Raw genomic sequence first — 22041 nt, forward strand, 5'->3', positions numbered from 1 at the left:
CCCTATAATATTAGAATATTCCGGCCGGATATTGACCGATGTTCTGTGCGACAACAGCATTCTCCTCCCCCTTCAGACAGCCATGCATATGAATATTTACAATTCACATTGAATTAATACGACTTGCTCTGATGTTCAATATAACGGCGAATATTTTCCTCAGATACGGATCCGATCGTTTCCACATAATAGGAATGGTTCCACAGTTCTCCCTTCCACAACTGGTTTCTTATTTCCGGAAAACGTTCGAATAATTTCCTGCCTGTGATCCCCTTCAGATACTTGATAATGGCTGTTATTGACAGTTTTGGTGGAGCTGATACAAAACAGTGAACATGATCACCTTCACCACATTCAAATAAATGAACGGTAAAACCTTTATCGTCAGCTATCTGCTGCACGAGTTCCTGTAGGTATTTCTCAACTTCTGGGGTTAATATCTTCCGTCTGTATTTCACCGGCCAAACCATATGGTAGTTAATATTACACACGCAAGTTCTATAATGTATCAGATTTCCTTTCATACATATAGTATATCATATTGAAGTGTAATACGCAATTATTATTCGAACATATTTTCGTTTTTATTGTATGCCGGTTACGGCATTACCATCAAAGGATGAGAATTATTATACTATTTGCATTGTGCAGATATGCACACTCCTGCGCTTTCATCTCGGTAATTGAATTGCCGAGGATTCCCGCTTATTGTCCTAAAAGATGGCCTTTACTGATAGAAAAGAATTTTATAGTAAAACCGATTGGTTCAGATGGGCTGCCGTGCCAATGTACGGCAGCCCATCTGGCATCATTCTATCAGCCCTTTCGCTACCTCTTTCAGTTTCTTAGCCGACTCCACCAGCTTCTCCGCCTCTTCCTCACTCAATGCAATCGGCACATGCGTCTCCACACCCCCGATTCCCACGATCGCCGGCATACTCAGCGTGATGTCTTCGATGCCGTACTCCCCGTGCATCATCGCAGACACCGGCAGAATCGAGCGCTCATTGCGGACGATACACTCGCAGATACGTTTTACCGACATCGCAATTCCGTAATACGTCGCCTGTTTTTTCGAAATAATCTCGTAAGCACTGTTTTTGACCTTCTCCGCGATCGCGTCCATCGCCGCATCGTGGTTAAAATGCCCGCGCATCTCGCAGAAATCGTTCAGCGGAATGCCCGATACATTCGTACTGCTCCATGCCGCGATCTCGCTGTCCCCGTGCTCACCGATGATAAACGAATGTACACTCCGGCTGTCCACGCCCAGGTGTTCGCCCAGCGCATATTTAAGCCGTGCCGTGTCAAGCACCGTACCCGAACCGAGCACCCGGTTCTCCGGCAGCCCGCTCAGTTTCAATGCCACATACGTCAAAATATCTACCGGATTCGATACGATCAGCAGAATCCCGCCAAAATCGCGTTTTACAATCTCCGGGATGATACTCTGATAAATTGCCGTATTCTTCTGCACCAGGTCAAGCCGCGTCTCCCCCGGCTTCTGGTTCGCCCCCGCTGTGATAATGATGATCGCCGCGTCCGCCGCGTCGTCATACGTGCCCGCGTAGATCTTCATCTGCCCTGCAAACGGAATCCCGTGCGCGATATCCTTCGCCTCGCCGTCCGCCTTTTCCATATTCACATCTAACAGAACCAGCTCGGAAAATAACCGGCTCTGCATCAGTGTAAATGCCGTTGCTGAACCCACAAATCCGCACCCGATGACTGCCGCTTTTCTTGGATTTACCTCTCTGCTCATACGCTCATTTCTCCTTTTTTCTCCGGCTTATACTGCATGTCCATATTTCTAGCATCCACTCTCTGCATATGGACAAGCATGCCTCTAGTCTCTCCTGCCATTCATATGTATTGTGCCGCTTACAAGAAGGAGTATACATGCTTTGGGACATTTTTTCAGTTGTTTTAACAACGAAAATAGAAACTACAACACTTTCTGATCATCCGATGACAATGTGATCTACCAACAAAGAGGCGTTTCCATCATGTATTTTTCCGTACAGTCCCGCTGCTTCGATTCTGCCGAAATCTATTTTCACTTTGCATCACAGCAGGCAGAGTTCTTCGTAACTATCTTATTTATGTAAAATTGAATAAAAACATGTAAAATCAACATTTTCATCGATAGACAAAAAAAGTCCCACGAAACTGCTACTTCCGGCAATCCCGTGGGATGTTTTCGTTTTTTTATTTCAAAGCTCTGCCACGCTCACATTCTGGCTACTCCAGCGCCTCCAGAAATTCCTCATGGTTCATGACTTTTCCAATCTTCGGGAAAATCCATTTTTCACAGAAATCCTGCTCTTCCTGCGTATCGGTCGCGGTGCAGTCGTTGATGACGATGACACGGTAGCCCTTATCATACGCCGAACGCGCCGATGACTCTACACACCAGTCGGTATGGAAACCAGTAAATGCTACATACTCGATCTCATTTGCCCGCAGATAATAGTCCAAACCAGTCGAATGGAACGCGTCTAGCGTTTTCTTGCCTTCAACCACCACATCACCCGGCTGCGGAGTCAATTCTTTGATAATCTCCGGTCCCGGTGTGCCGCGCAGCCATGCGCCGGTTCCCCAGTCTGCTTCCATATCCATCTCGATTCCACGCAGACCCTCACACGCCGGACCACCCTTTTTCAGCTCTGGAAATCCCGGATCAAACGGATGGAACGGGCAGTAAAAGATTTTTGCCACCTGACCTCGCGCCTTCTCCAGTAAATCCTGAAGATTGGCGATGACATGACGCTCGGCGAGCTGCTCCTTGATGTGGGCGTACATCGTTCCGCCCTCGGACAAGAAGTCATTCTGCGGTTCAATCAAAACAATCGCAACTTTCTCTTTCGGAATCTTAATCTGTGCCATACACTTCTCCTTTCCTATTACATCGCATTCGGCAGGAATAATACAATCTGCGGAATGAAAATACAAATCAAATCGACAATAATGATCGCTGCCAAGAACCACATCGAACCGGCGAAAATCTCGTTGACTGTGATCCCCTCCATGCCATCCATTCCGTACAGGGACGATTTAACGGTAAATACGTTCATGCCAAACGGAGGCGTAATCATACCGGTTTCAATCGCAATGATCATAACCAGACCGAACCATACTAAGTCATAGCCTAAATCTGCCATAATCGGGCACATCAGAGGCGTCGTTAAAAGCAGAATCGAAGTAGAATCCAGGATACATCCCAGTACCATCAGAATCAGGATAAATAATAAAACGATTCCGATCGGCGGGATGCTGAAACCTTCTACCAGATCCCGGAGTACATTGATGACACCGCACATGGACAACGTCTTGGAATATGTGGATGCCGATACCAGAAGAATCAGGACGCTGCCGGAGGTTGAACCTGCCGATAAAAGCGTCTCCCAGAACTCCTTGCGGTTGAATCGCTTCCGGAAAATCACAATCAGGAAAGCGCCGAACGCACCGACTCCGCCTGCTTCCGTCGGAGTGAAGAATCCACACCAGATACCTCCGAGGGAGATGATAATCAGAAGAACAATCGGCCACGGACGCAGCACAATTTTCCAGAAATTTTCTTTTTCATACTCAGTCAGCTCCTCTACCTCCGGAATATAATCCGGTTTGATATGTGCGACCGTCAAAATGACGATGATAAATGCGATCGTCATCAGAATACCCGGCATAACCGCCGCCACAAACAACTTGCCGATCGATACGTCCGCCTGCGAGCCGTAGACAATCATCAGAAGACTCGGAGGAATCAACATACCTAAGATCGCAGAGCCAGAGATCGTTCCCAGCGCGATCTTACGGTTATATTTCAGACGAAGCATCTGCGGAAGTGCAATTTTCGTAAAAACAGCCGCTGACGCAACCGTAACACCTGTGATAGCTGCGAAAATCGCATTGGCGATAACCGTCGCGATTCCGACGCCGCCCCGGACTTTCTTTAATAAAAGGCTGGCTGAATCATACAAATCCTGGCTGGCGCCGGATAAGTTCGCCAGAAGTCCCATCAAGACAAACAGCGGAATAACGCCGAACATATACTGCCGGACCGCGCCCCACGCCGACTGGCTTAGCACGTTCATCGCTGTTGAAAAACGTCCCGTGAAAAGGAATACACTGAGCACACTGGTAAACATCAGGGATGTGCTCAGATGAACACCAAAGAAAATCAGCGCCAGCAAAAGAATCAGTGAAAGTGCTGCTACTGCTCCTGTACTCATTCTGCCTTCCCCCCTTCTGCAAAGCTTTTTCCTGTAACTAATTCATACGTATACTTTATAATCTGGTTGATAAATTCCAGAATCATCAGCGCGGAACCGAATATAATGGAAAAACGCCCCGGAACCGTTGTGATACGGACCGATCCGGCTATCTCCGCTTCATGAATCGAAATTGCATTTAACAGATTTCCCCAGCTTGCCCGGATAATAAATGCATACACCAAAACACCAATCAGCGCTGCTACAATATCGATCACACGTTTTCCCTTTACACCGACCTTATCATACAGCATAGTTGTCCGGACATGGGCTCCCTTAACTGCTACATACGGAATCTCCAGAAAACATACGATAATGATAATGCTGCTGACAATTTCCGCCGTTCCCGCGAACGGTTTATTTAATATCAATCGGCTTAGAACGTCCGCTGTAATCAGAATCATGATTCCAAATACTGAGATCGCTGCAATTCCATCCATAATACTCAAAAAACGTTCCAGACACCGATCTAATTTTCTAAGGACTGACATATCATCCCACCTTTTCTCTCTTCTGTCTGTTCTTTCTCTGTCTTTCTGAACACATCGGGACATACCTTCGCTGTATGTCCCGATGCACTTTTCACACGGCTCACACTCTCCTCTGCGACAAGCCGCTCCCTTCAATTTTCTTACTCGCTGATCTTCCAGTCGCGTACTCTCTCTACACCCTGAGATTCCAGAATCTCATAATAATCTTCCACGATCTCGGAACCATTGTACCCAGCGTCGTCAAGGCTCTTTACCAGACCATTGACAACATCCGGAAGACTTGCTGCCCATTTTTCCTGCTCTTCACGGCTCAGAGTTGTAACGGTACAGCCCTGCTCTTCCAGTGCTTTGATATCTTCTTCGTGAATCGTATTGATATACTCAGACTCATAGTCCAGATAGCCCTCGCCAACCTCGGAAATGATGTTCTGTACATCCTCCGGCAGGTCATTCCAGGTATCCATATTGACAGTAATTGCATTGAACGGAACTACGTTGAAGTTTGCGTCCAGATAATACGGCGCTACCTCATATACCTTTAAGTTGACACAGGAATGGGTCGGCTGAATCGTCGCCTGACATACATTCGTCTGTAAGTTCTGATAGGTATCATTTAAGGAAGTCTGGACGCCGACTGCACCAGAGCCCTCGATCCAGGAGAGGTTGATGCCTGCCGCGCCGATCTTCATTCCGTTTACATCTTCCAGAGACTTAACTTCTTTCGTGCTGAAGAATCCATACGGATCCGATACACCGATTCCGACGAACTTCTGGTTGTAGCTGTCTTCATAAATCGAAGTGAATTCCGGATATTTCTCATACATCTGTTTGATCGTCTCTGCCACAATCAGCGGATCGGAGCAGGAGAACGGCATACTGTAAACCATATCCTGTAACGGAAGTCTGGATGCCTCAAATACAAGAATCGTACATCCGATATCGACCAGACCATCCTGCACGCCCTGCAACTCATTTCCCAGGGAGATAACAGAACCGCCGTAGGATTTAACCCAGTCGATCTCATAATTTGTCTCTTCACTGACTCTCTCCGATACATTTTTCACAAAATAATCTTCCAGCGCTGTGATCCATGGGTTGGATTCCGAATGTCCGGATCCAATTCGAAGTGTAATCTTTTCTTTTCCGCTGGTTGCTTCTGCCTGTTTTTTATCGCCGCCTGTTGTACTGTCTGTTTTCGCAGATGAACTTCCACCGCATCCCGTCATTGCCGTCATTGCCATTATCGCTGCTAAACCTAATGCCACAAATCGTCTTCTCCTCATGTTCCTTCTTCCTTTCTTTTTCTCTTTTTCACGTTCTGCGTTTCTTTTTTGTTTCGCTTCTCCGTTGGACACCGGATATTGGATACAATTTGATACTATTACTCTAACATCACCTGTCTGTTTTGTCAATAAACTTTCTTATATAAACATCATTCTGTACAGTTTAAACAATATTTTAGTTTCAGATTGGATACATTATCCAATTTTATTGCTATTCCTTTTCTTTTCGGTTATAATAATCATAAAGAAATTTAAAAGGAGCCATGGTTTATGGATCAGACACAACCAATTATTCAATATACAACCGTTTCCGACTCAGTCTATCTCTGGGTCAAAAATGCAATTATTCAAGGTGAGTTTAAGCCAGGCGAACATATCGCCCAGGAACGCCTCACCAAAACACTTGGAGTCAGCCGCACCCCGGTCCGCGACGCAATCAAACGTCTGGAAGCAGAGGGACTTTTGATCACGAAACCGCACTGTGGGGCAGTCGTATTCCAGCTCTCCAAGGAACGTCTGACGGAAATCTACGACATCCGTATCCTGATGGAGCAGTACTGCGCCGCCAGAACCTGTATCAGGGCAAGTGATGACGATATCCGCCAATTGGAAGAGATTAGTTTAAAAATGCTCGATTTTTCCAATAATTCGAAGGAATTTATGCAGCTGGACCGCCAGTTTCACACCCGGTTCTGTGAGCTCTCCGGCTGCGACGACACCGTTGAGATCCTGCAGGGACTCTGGAATAAATGTGATTCCTTCAAATCCATCTACTACTCTCTGGAGGGACGCATCAACGATACTCTGTCCGAGCATGCAAAGATCATCCAGGGACTGAAAAACCGCGATATCGACGCCACCAAACAGGCGATCTACGGTCATCTGAAAGATGTTGTCGAATGTGTTGGACGCCAAGCCAATTTTTCTTAAAGACAAAACACCTACCAAGCATCGACAGCCGTATAATTACAAAAGGCGATGAGCGCAGTTCCTGTCTCTCTGCGTTCACCGCCTATTACTTTTTTCTGCTTTTCTTATCTACCCGCCAACAGCGAAATCTGCGCCGTCTCCTCGACAAGTTCCGCCAGATAAGCTGCCTCGCGCATCGTCCCTGCCACCGTCACCTGACCGTGACCGCGCAGAAGGAATGCATTCATCTCTTTATTTTTCCGGAACTCTTCCAGAATCATCGGGAAATATTCCTTCGGAACGGCATACGAATGGGTGTCAAACACCGGCACATTTCCGCCCAGCTTCATTTCCGAATGGTGCGTCGAAAAATCAAGCGTCTCATGCTTATCCGCCCATGCAGTCGCATATGGGGAATGGCAGTGCATGATCGCGCACACCTCCGGGAGCTCCCGGTAGATCGCACCGTGCAAAAGAGCTTCTTTGGATGGTTTCCGATTGCCCTCAATCAAGTTTCCGTCAAAATCCGTCACAACAATTGTGTCCGCGCACACCTCGTCAAACGCCACATCCGTCGCCTTCACAAGCATCCAGTCATGCCCTGGCGCACGCATACTCAGATTTCCGCCGTTGCTCATCTGATAGCGGAGCTGATAAAATTTGTGAGCCGCCTGTTCCATCGCATCGCTCAGCTCTTTGTATTCCTGATATTTCATGCGCTCTCCTTTCTGCTACCCTCCGCTTCATTCAGCAGCGCTTCCATCTCCTGTGCGCAGATATCCGCAAATTCAGGATCACAGAAATTCAGATCATACGCTTTAAACACAATCTCCGGCTTCAGATCCGCCTCGAAAATCTGACGCATCTTCTGAATTGTCTCCGGTTTATAGAAAAATTCCCCCGGATAACTCATTGTCCGCAGTCCTCCCATCGGGAGAATGACCTCCGTTTTTCCCTTGGAACGATTCAGTCGTTCCACGATCGTGTGTGTAATATCCAGAATTTCGCTCTCATACAGGCGCGTATGTGTTAAATCCTGATTATGCCATACGTACCCCCGATCTTCCTCATCTTTTAAAAGTTCCTCTTTCCTCAGACACGCAAAATCAATGCCGCCCGGGCAGATCAGCGCCGGGATCCCCATCTCCGCTGCCGCACACAGGCGGTTATCCGCACCCTTGCTGTATCCGTAATCGCCCAAATATTCCGCTGTCATCTCATGCAGTGAGAGATCCATAACGGCTGAAATAACGCCCTCGCGGATCATCGACTCCATCACCCGGCCGCCGATTCCGGTCGAATGGAAGCTGATCATCTTCCTGCCGCGCGCCGTCAGCTCGTCGGATGCCCGCATCACGGTATCATTCGTAATCCCCATAAGCGTTGTCGCGATATATTTTTCCCCATGTGTATCGATCCGTTTTCCCCCATATGTCACCATGCCAATCAGGGCGCTGACTGTATTTCCCAACACAGCCTCATTAACGGGGTTCATACCGGCAAAATCAACGATCGACGGAACCACCATGATATCTTTATCGCCCACAACCGTGTCAAAATACCGGTATCCGCTGGCGATCGTGGAACAGATAATCTTCGGAAATCCGATCGGAAGCAGCCGCAGCGCCGCAGAACACATAACTGTATTTTGCAGTCCCCCCATTCCCATCACGCCGTGAATTTTTTTCTCTCCGACGAGTTTTAACAGCATCTTGGAAATACTCTCCGTCATCGCTGCGATCGCACCGCTCTTGTCCATCGCGTGCACCTGCTCCCAGGTATAACCACCCATTGCCAGAATCTCCTCCCGGCTGACATCTGCGCGCATCGGAATATGCGGTCCCGTGCTGACATCGAGTATCAGCGGACTGTTTCCGCTCATTTTTATTTTTTTCTGTACAAACTGTACTTCATGATATTTCGTGTCACAGCTTGCAATTACCCCAACCACTGCCATTTTCTCGAAGTCTCACGAACTTCTTCTTTCACCTGCCTTTCGTCTTAAAGACCAAGGATCGGTGTTTTCGAAACCCGATCTAACATTTCGCGGTCATGGCAGGTCAGAATCTTATCCAGACTCTCTGCCCGGGCTTTGATAAGCTCGATGCTCTTCCAGGCGGAGACAATATCTGAAAACCGGTTCGGAGGCGTAATATCATAATGAATCTCTTCGATCGGTTTCGTATTATCCATAATGAAAATTGCATCGCCACAGCAAATATATCTGCCCGCTGCCGTGTTGATCTCAACCGACTGATGCCCGATGGAATGTCCCGGCGTCTCAAATACGCGTACCCCCGGCATGATCTCTGCCTCGCCTTCTACCAATTCCATCTTGAGTCCCTCAAATGGGCGGGTAATGCCAAGCTGCGGTGCCTCGTATGATTTGTAATAGAGCGGGATTGGATCCATCGCAAATTCGTATTCCTTCTTGTTTACATAAAATTTCGCATTCGTGAATTTATCCATATAGAAGCAATGATCCCAGTGCAGATGGGTAAACACTACAATATCAATATCCTCCGGTTTATATCCGATCTTTGCAAGCTGATCCGCGATCGCCATGCCCTCCGGCTGATATGATCCATGATGGTGGTATTTATCGGCGCGCTCTGTGTATGCCATGCCTGTATCCACAAGCAGCAGTTTGTCTCCGCCCTCTACCAGATACGTAAAAACTGGGTATTCTTCCTCCCGATCGGAAGCATCGGGATAATATGCCACCGTAGAATGGTGGTAAAGATACTGTTTCGGAATCATCGTCACGAAACCAGTGTTGATTGGTCTGATTGTTAAGTTACTCATATCGGTACCTCCTGTCGCTCGTCTGGCTATCTCAAACATGAGATAAATGCCAAATTTGTTTCCTAAAATGGAGCATCCAATATTGTATCCAGTGTCCAATAGTATTATAATAAAAAGAAGCATAGCTGTCAAGAAAAGTTTCAATTTCCATCTGAAAGTAACAATGAATCGGATCCAAAACACCAAAAAGGAGGAACCTCATATGAAAATTACGGTTGCAATCGATTCCCTGAAAGGAAGTCTGGCCTCGATGGAAGCCGGAAACGCCGCCAAAGGCGGCATTCTCCGCGTCTATCCCGAGGCAGAGGTCTTCGTGCGCCCTCTGGCAGATGGCGGCGAGGGAACCGTGGATGCCCTGACGGAAGGACTGGGCGGCAGGATCCGCACCATCTCCGTCTCCGATCCGCTCGGACGCCCCCTTCAAGCCGACTACGGGATTCTCACCTCACCGGGACAGGGCGAACCGCTTGCGGTGATCGAGATGGCTGCTGCCTCCGGACTTCCGCTCCTGGCTGCTGCGGAACGCAATCCACTCCGCACTACCACCTACGGTGTCGGAGAACTGATCCTTGACGCCATCCGCCAAGGCTGCCGGCGTTTCCTGATTGGCATCGGCGGCAGCGCCACCAACGATGGCGGACTCGGCATGCTCTCCGCGCTGGGATATCAATTTCTCAAAGAAGACGGAACGCCCGTCTCCCCGGGTGCCGCCGGACTGTCAGAGCTTTCTTCCATCCGTACCGGCTCCGTTCTTCCCGAACTGTCCGCGTGCAGCTTCCGGATCGCCTGCGATGTCACCAATCCGCTCTGCGGTCCAAATGGCTGCAGTGCCGTCTATGGTCCGCAAAAGGGCGCTTCCAGGGAAGATATCGTAAATATGGATCGCTGGATGCAGGCATACGCCGTCCTTACTGCCCGGCAATTTCCACACGCCGATCCAACGGTTCCCGGCACGGGTGCCGCCGGAGGTCTCGGATTTGCCTTTTTAAGCTATATGAACGCTGTCCTGGAACCGGGCGCCTCGATCGTGCTGGAAGAAACTTCTCTGGAATCGTTCATCCAGGACAGCGATATCGTCATCACCGGTGAGGGTCGTCTCGACGGACAGACTGCTATGGGAAAAGCCCCCATCGCCGTCGCCAGACTGGCTAAAAAATACGGCAAGCCCGTCTTCGCCTTCTCCGGCTGCGTCACCCCAGATGCCATCCAGTGTAACGATGCCGGAATCGACGCCTTTTTCCCAATTCTCCGCTCCATCTGCTCGCTGGAAGAAGCAATGGAACCGGCATCCGCCCGGAAGAATCTGAGCGATACGGTGGAACAGGTGATGCGGGTGGTTCGGCGGTTTTCGTAAAAATTGGAAACAAAGAATGTGCTGATATAAGAAAATCGGAGAGGAACTTTGATCATTCATTCTCTCCGATTTTTTTCAACTTACCTTGTATATTAGCTATTATACATTCACTTTTTCGAAATCATTGCCATAAATTTTCGAATATACATCCTTCTAATTTTTATTTAGAGAGCGCCTTCTCCGCCGCATCCAGCCCCTCATATCCATATGCCTTCACTTCCTCCTCCATCGTCAGAAGTGCCAGACTCTTTCCTTCCTTTTTCAGTTCATTGATAAACTGCCAGTACGTATGCAGAGTGCTGTCCGAGTAAGTCCGCAGTTCTCCAAGCAGGTACGTCTGGAAGGAAGTATCATACGGCGTATCTTCAGAACTGTAGAGAAGCCGGTTTCCAGACGCCAGCACCGGATATTTCGCCTGGTACTCTTCCATCCAGGCAAGCTGCTGTTTCACGATCGCATCACTCCACTGTTCGCCCGCCAGCGTCGGATCAATCAGAAAATGATGCAGTTTCTTAAACTGCTCCGGTGCGGTGCTCGCCATCATCCACGCATATTTCTCCATTACCAGATTGCGCCCTTGCTCATGGGCGCGATCCATATCCGCCTGCACGCAGTCGATGAGTTCCTCTGTCCACGGTGCAAAATGGCTTCGTCGCATGATAAAAAATGTCTCCGGATCGTCCTGACAGGAAGCACGTCCGCCCTCGTTATTGACTTTCTGAAAATCTTCCCACTCCATCTGAATCAGTTTCTCTATTTTCTCCTGTTTCGTCATACGCTGTCCTCCCTTTCGCTTGACAGATCCCTTCCAAATCAATTTCCTGCATCTTTTCTGTCAGTTACAGTCCATGCGCGTTCCCATTTTGATGTGTCTATCCGCGGCTTATCCTTCCATCACATGACATTTTTTCAGCTCCGGATCCTGAATCCGTTTCATGATCTCCCACGTATGCGCTTCCAGAAATGCATCCCGGCTGTCAGTCAGTCCCTGTTTTCGCAGTTCCCCAACTACCGCCTGACAGATTTCCTCGATCCGACCCACGCGCGGATCTAACTGGTTTACATAAGGATTCCATCCCGGGGGAAACGGCGGCTTCCACATCTCGCTCGTATCTCCCATCACCGAAAGCTCCCGGATTTTTTCCGCCACCTCCGGCAATATCTGAAATTTTTCCATTCCCCGGAACATCCACTTATAGTAAGGCATATACGTCCGGTTTAGTAAATAGACCATCGAAATCGCCTGCCGCACAAATTCATCGAGCGCCAGCATCGCCGCAACCGTATCCCCCCGCCGCATACAGCGGCCATAATTATACTGTCCCGACTGCGCCATTTTCGCTGCCCGCGCCGCGATCTTCTTGATCCGGACATCCTCCGGATAATACTTCCGAAGCTCCTCGCGGACCGCGGAAAATTCTCCCAGTCCGTCCTCAAAAACTGCCCCGCCTGTAACTGCCGCCAGCTTATCCTCCGGCAGATGCAGCCAGCGCATCAAGCTCCTTGGCGGCTGTTCCATCCCGATAAAACGGCTGTAAAATGCCTCTATCTCAAACACACCGACACGTCCGCCGCCCCGCGCACTTGTAAGCCGTGCCGGAATGCCCGCAAACTCCCCCGGCAAACGGTCGTAAGCATCCTGAAGCGCCTTCCCGTACTGGTTATAATCTTCCGCCGAAAGCCAGAGGTCAAAACCTGCCCCGAAATCGTGATCCTGCGATATCGCATCGTCAAATCCCAGACATTCCGAACCTTCGCCCACCAGTCCCGCCGCCAGCCGCGGCAGAAGCTCTGGAAATTCCCGCTCCAGCATCGGACGCCCAACTTCTTCATAATATCGTTTTGCCAGTTCCAGTCCCTGCATCTGATCCCCCTACCTGATTTTATGGCTTTTTCTTGTCCTTTCTCCGCTTTCTGAATCTATTTCAGAAAATGTTACTGTTCACGCATACGTGCCCAGTAACGGAATTTGCCGTGGCTTCGCATTTAAATACGGAAAATTCCTGCTGCCACCACGGTTTCTTACGGCACTTTCGGTTCCAAAAGTGCCTACCCGTGAACAGTAACCAGAAAATTTCCATCTCAGAATTTCGCATCCTTGAACTGGCAGCTCGCACAGTGGCTCTGTTTTCCGCCTGTGCTTTCCGTTCTGCCCTCGTCACCGGTAATACCTTTTTCTTCCTTTTCTTTTTTGATCATCTCCAGATTCTGGCGGATCACCGCGCACGCATCGCTCTCGCCAAACCGGGACTGCGTTACCATCAGTGCTTTTTCCAGCAGCCCGATCGCCTGATCATAATTGCCGCGCCGCCATGCCAGCTCCCCGGCTGCTGCCAGCGCCGAACCAAAGTGTCCCGACTGCACGCCCTCCGGGGACGCATAAAAGGTCAGGCTTTCCTTTAACTCCTCGTCTGCCTCATCCAGCCGTCCCAGCGCCATCAAGGATAGCGCCCGGTTGACATGGGTCGTTGCCACCTCCGCCTCGCTGTTCTCCATCTTTTTAATCAGTTCCAGCGCCTTATCCAGCGATTCCAGCGCCTTTTCATGTTCCTCCTGTTCCTGATAAATCTGGCTGATATTATTGTAGAGACTTGCCATCTCATAGCCATCCGTTTTTCCAAGATTCTTAAAAATCGCTTCCGCCTCCCGGTACTGGGAAAGCGCTTTCTCCACATCTCCTGCCATCCGGCGCGCAGTTGCCGCATTTAAAAGTGTCGTTCCATGGTGGATCGAACCATCCAGTCCCATCCCCGCAATCAGGGACAGTGCCATATCCGCCATATCGACTGCCTGTGCAACTCGTCCGGTATTCCGGTAGAGTCCTTCCATCTCATTGCACATCATCAGGCAGAGGCTTTTGTTCCCTGAATCCAGCCCTTCCTTCATCCAGCCCATCATTTTCTCTTCCGCTTCGTCCAGTTTTCCCTGTGCATAAAGGCGATCCAGTTCCTGAAACATCTGCTGTGTATCCATTTTTATCCCTCTTTCTTTCCCTTCTTTATTCTTGTTTCTGTTATTTTTTTCATTAATGTGCCTTGGCACCTTTGACACAAAAAGAGATACCGCAAAACCTCACATCCCTCTGCTCCCCATCTTCTTATTTCTGACAGGTCAGTGCACGGATTCTGTGGTTTTGCGGTATCCACTATCTGTTCTCAAACCTTGTAAAATCTATCTCTTTCTCAACAATGCTTTCTATGCTGCCATGCAGCACCCGCATTCGGATCGCGTTTCATTTCAACGATCCGGCTTTTACAAATCCTGTATTCATCAAACGAAGCAGCTTCCGATCGCCGCATCACCCCATCGGCGAATATCCAAACGTATTTACCAGCGCATCAATCTTCTTTCCTGCCTTGCAGAGCGGGCAGTCACGGTAATCTGAATACGTATAATCCGGTAAATCCTTCTTGCCAAAGACTGATTTGATCGGCACACCATCCAGCGAATCCATCGCACTGAAAATCGCCGATGCGCCCTGTAAGATACCACCGTAATACTGGATGCTCTCAACTGCCTTATTTAAGGTGCGTCCTGTCGTCACGGATGCCATCAGGATCATCACGTGTTTATCGCGGATCATCGGAATCAGGTTGTCACGGAAAATGATCTGGCTGTTGTTGTTGAACTCCGGACTGATTACATAGATAGATTTGTGCGCGTTCGTCGAGAGAAAACCGCCCTTTGCCAGCTCCTCCGCCAGAAAAGCACCGATAACTTCCGTGCCCTCCATGCAGACAATCGTGTCGATCACGGTGTCATACAGATACATGCCAACCAGCGCCTGTGCAACTTCCTCCGCCTCTTTCGTTCTCGCTTTCAGGGTCGTCACATCAATGTAATAATTGATATGTGCATGGTTTGTTGCGAAATGTCCTGGACGAATCTTTAACGGTACTGTCGCTCCAGTTGTGTAGATCTTTGTATAACTTTTCTCCATAAAAACGCCCCCTTCTCCATCTAAATAGGTGTTCATAAATGTTTGAAACTGCTTCTAAAAGTTCCATTTTCACAGTCACTTCCATCCATGGATTGATACCCTTATTATACTAGAAAATGTGGCGTTTAACAAGATAAAATCTGTCATCATATGTATATTTTTTTATTTTTCTGTCTTTTTTTCAGGCATTTTTTCACTCACAACCAGAACACACACCCGATACTAAGACTCTAAGAACTTTCGCACGCACTCCAGAAACCGTTCTCCATATTTTTCAAACTTATACGCACCCACGCCGGACACCTCCAGCATCTCCGCTTCCGTGACCGGTTTTAAAATACACATATGCGTCAGCGTCTTATCAGAAAATACGATATACGGCGGCACTTTTTCCTCGGATGCGATCTCGCGGCGCAGCGCGCGGAGTGCCTCGAAGAGCGTCTCTTCCTTCTCCGTAAATTCGTCTGCCCCGGCTGGAAGTTTCGCGCCCCGGCGGCTCTTTTTGCTGCTTCCAGCTGTCTGTTTCTCCCGCTCCTTCGCCATCTTCATCTCGATTGGTTCCGGTGCTTCCAGGAAAGCAGCACCTTTTTCCGTCAATTTGACAATCGAATACTCATCCGTCGTGACAAACAGATACTCCTCCACCTGGAGGAAGTTAAACATCTGGCGCAGATGCACGACGCTCTCCTTCGCCAGCTCCCCATAATGCGGATTCTCATCCATCCGGTAATTGCGGATCTTAACCGTATTCGCCCCGTGCACCGTGTCGAGAATCACCGTTGTTCCATAGCGCTGTCCGCACGACTGCACACAGCCTAAGAGACTCTCTGCCGCCGCCTGAATGTCGATCGTGTCAAATTGCGTCATACAATTCGAACAGTTTCCGCAGTAATTACTTCCATATTCGCCGAAATACCGCAGGATATAATCACGCAGGCACTCATTCGTAAAACAATAAAATGTCATCTTTTTCAGGCGTTCCCGGTCACGTTCCAGCACCACCTGCCGCGTATAGTCGTCAAGCTCCTGATTGTCCTGGTTCCGCTCAATAAAGAGCTGGTTCGTCACCACATCCCGCCCGCTATAATACAGGATGCACTCCGCCGGTTCGCCGTCACGCCCGGCACGTCCTGCCTCCTGATAGTAGGCTTCCAGGTTCTTCGGCATCCCGCAGTGCAGGACAAACCGTACATCCGACCGGTCGATTCCCATGCCGAACGCATTGGTCGCCACCATCACCGGAACCCGGTCATAGATAAAATCATCCTGATTCTTCTGCCGCTCTGCATCGGAAAGTCCCGCATGGTAACGCGTCACTGAAAATCCATCCCGGATCAGCTTCTCACAGATCTCCTCAACATTTCTGCGGGTCAGACAGTAAATAATCCCTCCCTGCCCCGGGTGCGCCTCCAGATATGCCCGGATCGCCGCATAGCGGTCCTTCGGCGTCTCCACTGCAAAATACAAGTTTTTCCGGTCAAATCCCGTCGTCAGCATCACCGGATTCTGTAACTGCAAAATGTCGATGATATCGTCCCGGACCTCCTTGGTCGCGGTCGCCGTAAAAGCACTGACCACCGGACGCCTCGGCAGCTTCTCGATAAAATCAACAATCTTCAAATAACTCGGTCTGAAATCCTGTCCCCACTGGGAAATGCAGTGCGCCTCATCGATCGCCAGCATCGCAATATCCACGTGCATCGCAAAATCAAGAAATGTCTCCGTCATCAGACGCTCCGGCGCCACATAAATGATTGGATAACGCCCCTCGCGCGCATACCCAAGCGCCTTATAATACTGTGCCGTCGTCAGCGAACTGTTCAGATACGCCGCGTGGACGCCCGCCTGATTGAGTGCCGTGACTTGATCCTTCATCAGAGAAATCAGCGGTGACACCACCAGCGTGATTCCCGGAAGAATCAATGCCGGAACCTGATAACACAGTGATTTTCCGCTGCCCGTCGGCATGATTCCCAGCACATCACGCCCATCAAGAATCCCGTCAATCAGTATTTCCTGTCCTTCGCGGAAGCTGTCATATCCGAAATACCGCTTGAGAACTTCATATTTTTCCGATTTCTCATAATTCATATATCTTTATCCAACGCCCTTTCATTCTAGTTCTGTCTCAACTATCCACAATCTTGAGCATTTCAAGTCTCAGACATCCACCAGGTCAATCTTTCCTTAAACTTCTCTCCACAGGATGTTTCTCTGAACTCCACACATCCACACAAATTTCACTCTTTATACATATATATCAAACACCAAACCATTGCTTCCTTACAAAAGCCCCAGCTCTTCCATCGCCCGGTAAATCCCATCTTCCTCCACGGTCTTCGCCGTAAACGTCGCATACGACTCCAGCCCGGCATCGTGTTTTCCCATGACAACCGCATTCGGCACATACTGGAACATCGACAGATCGTTCATGCTGTCTCCAAAGACCCACGCGTCCTCCAGCGCGATCCCATATTGCTTCAAAATCCACTCGATCGCACTCGCCTTAGAATGCCCCATCGGCACACACTCATAGAAGCCGCCGCCCCGGTCAATCACCTCAAAATCCCGAAGTGTCTCAAAAAATCCCGCCGGATCACTGTCTGCTCCGACTGCCACGCAAAATTTACTGATCGAAAAGGACGGATCCGACCAGTTCTTCGCCGAAACCGAGCCGCTCTGGTCGAGAATCGAGCGGATCGCCCGCATCGTTTCGGTCTGCACCCCATCTGGCCGGAAAAAGCAGGCGTCCACGCCCTCCATCACTGTATCCATCCGGAACCGCAGAATATCCTCTTTCAGTTTCTCCGCCCGTTCCGGCGAAATTCTCTGGTCATAGAGTGTCTTTCCATCCACGGAAATATAGGTACCACAGCCACAGAGCAGCCCGTTTACCGGCGCTTCCTCCCGGATTTTGGACGTCTGGCACCAGGTCCGCCCCGTATTAATAAATGTCAAATTTCCCTTTTCCATTGTTTTTTTTAAGGCAAGCACCGCGCTTTGCGGTACCTGCCTTAATTTTTCACTAAACAATGTTCCATCAATATCAAAAAACAATGCTTTTTTATTTATCTTCATTTCTGAATATGATCTCCCCGGTCTCTGCATTCATGCTGTCTACGATCGCCAGTGACTCAACGCGGATGCCCTTATCACGGATGCGTTTGCCGCCGTCCTGAAAACCTTTTTCAATGACAATGCCCGCACCAACTAATTCTGCTCCCGAATCCTGAATCAAAGTGGTCAGACCGTCTAATGCCTTGCCCTTTGCCAGAAAATCATCGATAACCAGAACCTTATCGCCTTTTCCAAGGAACTCCTTGGACACAATAATATCATATACAGTGCCATGGGTAAACGATTCAACCTTCGTTGTATACACTTCTCCGGCAATATTTTTCGTCTTTGTTTTCTTGGCAAATACAACCGGAACATCAAAATATTCGGCTACGATACAGGCAATACCAATACCCGACGCCTCGATCGTCAGGATCTTGTTGATCTCCTCACCCTCAAAACGGCGTTTAAACTCCTTGCCGATCTCCTGGAACAGATGAATATCCATCTGGTGATTCAGGAAACGATCCACTTTCAATACATTTCCTGCTCTTACGATTCCATCTTTACGGATTCTGTCGTATAAAATCTGCATATGTCTATCCCCTTATCTGTATTTTTATGAGACGCTTTCTACTCCGCCTCGTCCTCGGCTGCTTCTGTATTCAGCGCCGCATTGTTCTCCTCAGTGCTGACGGTGATCTTGGCATTTTCTACCAGAAAATCAAGTGTCTTCTGCATCAGTGCCGTATCGTCCACCATCTTCTGATCGATGTTGTCATTCTGAAGCATCGTCTTCAGGCTCTCGTAGCCGTAGCGTTTCGCCAGTGCTTCCTTGTCCGAATCGTCGATCGTGATATTTTCCTGCTTCGCAATCTCATTTAAAACGAGGGACTGTTTCGCCATTTCCTTGGCTTCCTGGCGGATCTCCTGCTTGAAGCTGTCCTCATCGCTTCCAATCATGCCCGCATAGGTCGCCAGATCGACGCCGTAGGAGGATAGCATGTTGGTGTATGCCTTTAACTGTGTATCATATGCCTCGTCGATCGATGCAGTCGAGCATACAACCTCTGAATTGTCCACAACCGCATTCAGAATATCCGTATCTCTCTGATTGTCAATCGAGAGCTGTTTCTGCTCTAAGAGGTTCTCACGGGTGGATTCACGGTATTTCTCCACGGTTCCATCATCCGGTGATACGGAAGCAACAAACTCATCCGTCAGTTCCGGAACGGAGCGCTCCTTGACCGCATTGACCGTTACCTCAAATACAACCTCCTTACCTGCCAGATCCGGGTTGTTCGGATACGAATCCGGGAAGGTCAGGTTTAAGTCTTTCTGATCGCCCTTCACAGCGCCGACCAGCCCATCCTCGAATCCATCGATAAAGCTGCCGGATCCAAGCGTCAAATCATATCCTTCAGCGGTACCACCCTTAAATGCCTCGCCGTCTAAAAGCCCCTTATAGTCAATGTTGACCTGATCGCCCATCTGAGCTGCCCGGTCTACCTCGCGGTACTCGGCCTTTGAATTCAACACCTGCTGAATCTGGTTTTCTACTTCCTCGTCCGTCACGGATGCCTCGGTCACGGTCACAGCGATGCCTTTGTACTCGCCCAGCTTCACGCTGCTCTCTGCGACATACTCCTCTGTCTCTGCTGCCGTGCTCTCTGCTGCGGTCGTCTCAGTCCCTGTCTTTTTTCCGCATCCAGATGCCGCTGCTGCTACCGCAACCGCCAGACAGATGCCTGCTATTTTCCATCTCTTCATTTAGTCGTCCTCTATCTCTCAATTTCCTGCCTGCGCCATCCGGCACCTGGCTTTCAAACGCACATATGATATATCTGCACGTATGTCTTACCAATCATCATACCACAAACCAGCCTGTCGCAAAAGCGATTTTTCAATATTTTATATTTTCAGCAACTCTTTTTTCATAGTTCATCACTTTTCCCAATTTAAGGAAACCGGATATGAATTATTTGATAAAAAATTCCGCCAGAAAAAAACGTTTTGTCTTTCCTGACGGAATTTTCTGGCTATTTTTTAGCTGCAAAATGCTGCAAATGCCAGATATGTGTTATAGATATCCAGTTTCGATGCCAGCTCAAATGGGGCATGCATGGATAAAATCGGAACACCCATATCCACAACATCTACATCCATGCCAGCCACAAACAGGGCAACCGTGCCGCCGCCGCCGACGTCTACTGCGCCCAGCTCGCCGATCTGCCAGTATACGCCTGCCTCATCCATGATCTGGATCACTTTCGCCATCGTCTCCGCGCTCGCGTCGTTGCTGCCGGATTTGCCACGCGCACCCGTATATTTCGTCAAAACGACACCCTTATTCAGATAGCAGGAGTTTTTTTCTTCAAATACGCTCGCAAACGTCGGGTCATACGCCGCATTGACATCCGCCGACAGGCACAGAGAATGCTTCAGCACTTTGCGGACATCCACATTTCCTGCCTTGCACAGTCCCTCGATATAATGCAGGGTAAAATCGGAATTTAAGCCGGTATTTCCAACGGAACCGATCTCCTCTTTATCTGCCAGAATCGTAACCGTCGTATATTCCGGGGACTTGGCTTTCATCTCTGCGGTCAGTGCCGTGTACGCGCACACCTTGTCATCCTGTCCGTAAGCGCCGACCAGGCTGCGGTCCAGACCGACATCCGTTGCTTTTACTGCCGGCACAAACTCGATCTCTGCACGCAGGAAATCCTTCTCCGTCATGCCGAAGCGCTCATTTAAGATCGACAGCGCCAGTAGCTTGACCGGCTCCTTGATCGAGTCTTCTTCCTCGCACGGGTACGGCAGGGATCCAACAATGATATTTAATTCTTCGCCCTTGATGCCATCTTTCAGTTTCCGCTCATTCTGCTGTGCGGCAAGATGCGGAAGCAGATCGGTCACGCAGAAGACTGGATCGCCCTCTTTTTCGCCGATGCAAATATCCACCGAGGTACCGTCCTTTAAAATCACAACGCCGTGCATCGCCAGCGGGATCGTCGCCCACTGGTATTTGCGGATGCCGCCGTAATAATGGGTCTTGAAATATGCCGCCTCTGCCTTCTCATACAGCGGGTTCGGTTTCAGATCCAGGCGCGGGGAATCGATGTGAGCCACGTTAATGCGGACGCCGTCCTCCAGCGGACGTTTTCCGAACGTGCTCATCAGAAGCGCTTTCTTGCGGTTGATCTGGTATACCTTGTCGCCCGGCTGATAGATTTTTCCTTCTTCGAACTCCTCATAACCAGCCTCTTTCAGGCGGAGCACCGCCTCGCGCACAAATTCGCGCTCGGTCTTTGCCGCATTTAAAAACTCCTTATATCCCTCGCAATATGCAAATGCCTTTTCCTCCTGCTCCGGAGCTTTCTTTCCAATATTAGGAAATTCCCAGATCAGTTTTTCTCTCTGTTCTTTCGCTACTGACATATCCTTCCTCCTTTTGCAAATCATTTCTTTTTCACTATCGTATCACTATCCAGCAGAATCGTAAATGGTCCATCGTTTAAAAGCTCGACCTTCATATCTGCCCCGAAAATACCGTGCTCGACCTTCCGCACCTGTCCGGCGCAGCGCGCCAGCGCGTGTTCGTAGAGATGGTTCGCCAGTTCTGGATTTCCCGCACCCGTAAAGCCCGGGCGGTTTCCGTGGCTGCAGTCCGCGTACAAAGTAAACTGGCTGATCAGCAGGATCTCACCATCCACATCCGCCAGCGAACAGTTCGTCTTGCCGTTCTCATCCTCAAAAATACGCAGCTTGCACATTTTATCCACCATTTTGTCGGTGATTTCCTCCGTGTCTGTGTCACTGACGCCCATCAGCACCATATATCCACGACCGATCGAGCCGATCAGCTCGCCGTCTACCTTTACACTCGCGTGTTTGACTCTCTGTAGTACAAATCTCATATTGTTCTCCT

At 49.2% G+C, this 22041-nt stretch carries 21 protein-coding genes; 2 read left to right on the top strand and 19 right to left on the bottom strand.

Translation table 11 applies throughout. The annotated features are described in order from the left end of the window. Window positions 1-113: 113 nt before the first annotated feature. The 6 genes from tnpA to DWZ76_RS00030 form a co-directional block, all read right to left on the bottom strand. A complete protein-coding gene (gene tnpA, locus DWZ76_RS00005) occupies window positions 114-524 on the bottom strand; it encodes an IS200/IS605 family transposase (RefSeq protein ID WP_118469513.1) in 411 nt (136 codons plus the stop codon). 284 nt (window positions 525-808) lie between these two features. Further along, window positions 809-1762 (bottom strand): L-lactate dehydrogenase, encoded by a 954-nt coding sequence (locus DWZ76_RS00010; protein ID WP_022359991.1) that lies wholly within the window; start codon window positions 1760-1762, stop codon window positions 809-811. Between the two features lie 479 nt (window positions 1763-2241). Then, a complete protein-coding gene (locus DWZ76_RS00015) occupies window positions 2242-2886 on the bottom strand; it encodes a cysteine hydrolase (protein ID WP_022359990.1) in 645 nt (214 codons plus the stop codon). A gap of 17 nt (window positions 2887-2903) precedes the next feature. Further along, entirely contained in the window at window positions 2904-4232 is a 1329-nt protein-coding gene (locus DWZ76_RS00020) for a TRAP transporter large permease (RefSeq protein ID WP_022359989.1), read from the bottom strand. Continuing rightward, window positions 4229-4762: a TRAP transporter small permease gene (locus DWZ76_RS00025; protein ID WP_118471346.1), complete on the bottom strand. Its 534-nt coding sequence runs from the start codon at window positions 4760-4762 to the stop codon at window positions 4229-4231. The genes DWZ76_RS00020 and DWZ76_RS00025 overlap by 4 nt, the downstream gene beginning before the upstream one ends. 140 nt (window positions 4763-4902) lie before the next feature. Beyond that, the gene (locus tag DWZ76_RS00030) at window positions 4903-6027 is read right to left on the bottom strand and encodes a C4-dicarboxylate TRAP transporter substrate-binding protein (protein WP_227589777.1); all 1125 of its coding nucleotides are present in this window, start codon (window positions 6025-6027) and stop codon (window positions 4903-4905) included. 288 nt (window positions 6028-6315) lie between these two features. On the opposite strand from DWZ76_RS00030, the gene DWZ76_RS00035 reads away from it, so the two are divergent. Further along, the gene (locus DWZ76_RS00035) at window positions 6316-6975 is read left to right on the top strand and encodes a GntR family transcriptional regulator (protein WP_107000626.1); all 660 of its coding nucleotides are present in this window, start codon (window positions 6316-6318) and stop codon (window positions 6973-6975) included. Window positions 6976-7079: 104 nt separating this feature from the next. Here the strand turns inward: DWZ76_RS00035 and DWZ76_RS00040 are convergent, their stop codons facing one another. From DWZ76_RS00040 to DWZ76_RS00050, 3 genes are read right to left on the bottom strand one after another with little or no spacing between them, the layout of a single operon-like run. After that, complete coding sequence (locus DWZ76_RS00040; RefSeq protein ID WP_118471348.1) at window positions 7080-7670, bottom strand: class II aldolase/adducin family protein; 591 nt, start codon at window positions 7668-7670, stop codon at window positions 7080-7082. Next, entirely contained in the window at window positions 7667-8911 is a 1245-nt protein-coding gene (locus DWZ76_RS00045; protein ID WP_118471350.1) for a Tm-1-like ATP-binding domain-containing protein, read from the bottom strand. The genes DWZ76_RS00040 and DWZ76_RS00045 overlap by 4 nt, the downstream gene beginning before the upstream one ends. Before the next feature lie 44 nt (window positions 8912-8955). Then, window positions 8956-9759, bottom strand: coding sequence for an N-acyl homoserine lactonase family protein (locus tag DWZ76_RS00050; protein ID WP_118471352.1), 804 nt, complete (start codon window positions 9757-9759; stop codon window positions 8956-8958). A gap of 202 nt (window positions 9760-9961) precedes the next feature. Between DWZ76_RS00050 and DWZ76_RS00055 the strand changes: the two genes are divergently transcribed. After that, the gene (locus DWZ76_RS00055) at window positions 9962-11113 is read left to right on the top strand and encodes a glycerate kinase (protein WP_118471354.1); all 1152 of its coding nucleotides are present in this window, start codon (window positions 9962-9964) and stop codon (window positions 11111-11113) included. A gap of 160 nt (window positions 11114-11273) precedes the next feature. Here the strand turns inward: DWZ76_RS00055 and DWZ76_RS00060 are convergent, their stop codons facing one another. The 10 genes from DWZ76_RS00060 to dtd all read right to left on the bottom strand — a co-directional run bounded on the left by DWZ76_RS00060 (window position 11274) and on the right by dtd (window position 22030). Next, window positions 11274-11888, bottom strand: coding sequence for a DUF4125 family protein (locus DWZ76_RS00060; RefSeq protein ID WP_118471356.1), 615 nt, complete (start codon window positions 11886-11888; stop codon window positions 11274-11276). 108 nt (window positions 11889-11996) lie between these two features. Continuing rightward, on the bottom strand, window positions 11997-12977 hold the full coding sequence (locus tag DWZ76_RS00065; protein WP_118471358.1) for a DUF4037 domain-containing protein: 981 nt from the start codon (window positions 12975-12977) through the stop codon (window positions 11997-11999). A gap of 218 nt (window positions 12978-13195) precedes the next feature. After that, entirely contained in the window at window positions 13196-14086 is an 891-nt protein-coding gene (locus tag DWZ76_RS00070; RefSeq protein WP_107000632.1) for a tetratricopeptide repeat protein, read from the bottom strand. A gap of 325 nt (window positions 14087-14411) precedes the next feature. Then, the gene (locus tag DWZ76_RS00075) at window positions 14412-15053 is read right to left on the bottom strand and encodes a hypothetical protein (RefSeq protein ID WP_022359975.1); all 642 of its coding nucleotides are present in this window, start codon (window positions 15051-15053) and stop codon (window positions 14412-14414) included. A 222-nt stretch (window positions 15054-15275) separates the two neighbouring features. After that, complete coding sequence (gene recQ / locus DWZ76_RS00080) at window positions 15276-17144, bottom strand: DNA helicase RecQ (protein ID WP_118471360.1); 1869 nt, start codon at window positions 17142-17144, stop codon at window positions 15276-15278. Between the two features lie 192 nt (window positions 17145-17336). Next, window positions 17337-18131 carry an HAD family hydrolase gene (locus DWZ76_RS00085; RefSeq protein WP_233430207.1) on the bottom strand — a complete coding sequence of 265 codons (795 nt, stop codon included), beginning with the start codon at window positions 18129-18131 and terminating at the stop codon, window positions 17337-17339. After that, a complete protein-coding gene (locus DWZ76_RS00090) occupies window positions 18118-18705 on the bottom strand; it encodes a xanthine phosphoribosyltransferase (protein ID WP_118471362.1) in 588 nt (195 codons plus the stop codon). Before DWZ76_RS00090 ends, DWZ76_RS00085 begins: the two co-directional genes overlap by 14 nt. Before the next feature lie 38 nt (window positions 18706-18743). Further along, window positions 18744-19880, bottom strand: a complete 1137-nt coding sequence (gene tig / locus DWZ76_RS00095) for a trigger factor (RefSeq protein ID WP_107000635.1) — start codon at window positions 19878-19880, stop codon at window positions 18744-18746. Window positions 19881-20156: 276 nt separating this feature from the next. Beyond that, window positions 20157-21551: an aminopeptidase gene (locus tag DWZ76_RS00100; RefSeq protein ID WP_118471364.1), complete on the bottom strand. Its 1395-nt coding sequence runs from the start codon at window positions 21549-21551 to the stop codon at window positions 20157-20159. 20 nt (window positions 21552-21571) lie between these two features. Then, a complete protein-coding gene (gene dtd, locus DWZ76_RS00105; RefSeq protein ID WP_022359969.1) occupies window positions 21572-22030 on the bottom strand; it encodes a D-aminoacyl-tRNA deacylase in 459 nt (152 codons plus the stop codon). Between the last annotated feature and the right edge of the window lie 11 nt (window positions 22031-22041).

The sequence above is a fragment of the Clostridium sp. AF35-15 genome, assembly GCF_003477745.1.
GTDB lineage: Bacteria > Bacillota > Clostridia > Lachnospirales > Lachnospiraceae > Otoolea > Otoolea fessa.

What these genes read in the sequence shown, in the direction of transcription:
- tnpA (WP_118469513.1), bottom strand. Translation starts at nt 524, where the DNA reads ATGAAAGGAAATCTGATACATTATAGAACTTGCGTGTGTAATATTAAC.
- DWZ76_RS00010 (WP_022359991.1), bottom strand. Translation starts at nt 1,762, where the DNA reads ATGAGCAGAGAGGTAAATCCAAGAAAAGCGGCAGTCATCGGGTGCGGA.
- DWZ76_RS00015 (WP_022359990.1), bottom strand. Translation starts at nt 2,886, where the DNA reads ATGGCACAGATTAAGATTCCGAAAGAGAAAGTTGCGATTGTTTTGATT.
- DWZ76_RS00020 (WP_022359989.1), bottom strand. Translation starts at nt 4,232, where the DNA reads ATGAGTACAGGAGCAGTAGCAGCACTTTCACTGATTCTTTTGCTGGCG.
- DWZ76_RS00025 (WP_118471346.1), bottom strand. Translation starts at nt 4,762, where the DNA reads ATGTCAGTCCTTAGAAAATTAGATCGGTGTCTGGAACGTTTTTTGAGT.
- DWZ76_RS00035 (WP_107000626.1), top strand. Translation starts at nt 6,316, where the DNA reads ATGGATCAGACACAACCAATTATTCAATATACAACCGTTTCCGACTCA.
- DWZ76_RS00040 (WP_118471348.1), bottom strand. Translation starts at nt 7,670, where the DNA reads ATGAAATATCAGGAATACAAAGAGCTGAGCGATGCGATGGAACAGGCG.
- DWZ76_RS00045 (WP_118471350.1), bottom strand. Translation starts at nt 8,911, where the DNA reads ATGGCAGTGGTTGGGGTAATTGCAAGCTGTGACACGAAATATCATGAA.
- DWZ76_RS00050 (WP_118471352.1), bottom strand. Translation starts at nt 9,759, where the DNA reads ATGAGTAACTTAACAATCAGACCAATCAACACTGGTTTCGTGACGATG.
- DWZ76_RS00055 (WP_118471354.1), top strand. Translation starts at nt 9,962, where the DNA reads ATGAAAATTACGGTTGCAATCGATTCCCTGAAAGGAAGTCTGGCCTCG.
- DWZ76_RS00060 (WP_118471356.1), bottom strand. Translation starts at nt 11,888, where the DNA reads ATGACGAAACAGGAGAAAATAGAGAAACTGATTCAGATGGAGTGGGAA.
- DWZ76_RS00065 (WP_118471358.1), bottom strand. Translation starts at nt 12,977, where the DNA reads ATGCAGGGACTGGAACTGGCAAAACGATATTATGAAGAAGTTGGGCGT.
- DWZ76_RS00070 (WP_107000632.1), bottom strand. Translation starts at nt 14,086, where the DNA reads ATGGATACACAGCAGATGTTTCAGGAACTGGATCGCCTTTATGCACAG.
- DWZ76_RS00075 (WP_022359975.1), bottom strand. Translation starts at nt 15,053, where the DNA reads ATGGAGAAAAGTTATACAAAGATCTACACAACTGGAGCGACAGTACCG.
- recQ (WP_118471360.1), bottom strand. Translation starts at nt 17,144, where the DNA reads ATGAATTATGAGAAATCGGAAAAATATGAAGTTCTCAAGCGGTATTTC.
- DWZ76_RS00085 (WP_233430207.1), bottom strand. Translation starts at nt 18,131, where the DNA reads ATGAAGATAAATAAAAAAGCATTGTTTTTTGATATTGATGGAACATTG.
- DWZ76_RS00090 (WP_118471362.1), bottom strand. Translation starts at nt 18,705, where the DNA reads ATGCAGATTTTATACGACAGAATCCGTAAAGATGGAATCGTAAGAGCA.
- tig (WP_107000635.1), bottom strand. Translation starts at nt 19,880, where the DNA reads ATGAAGAGATGGAAAATAGCAGGCATCTGTCTGGCGGTTGCGGTAGCA.
- DWZ76_RS00100 (WP_118471364.1), bottom strand. Translation starts at nt 21,551, where the DNA reads ATGTCAGTAGCGAAAGAACAGAGAGAAAAACTGATCTGGGAATTTCCT.
- dtd (WP_022359969.1), bottom strand. Translation starts at nt 22,030, where the DNA reads ATGAGATTTGTACTACAGAGAGTCAAACACGCGAGTGTAAAGGTAGAC.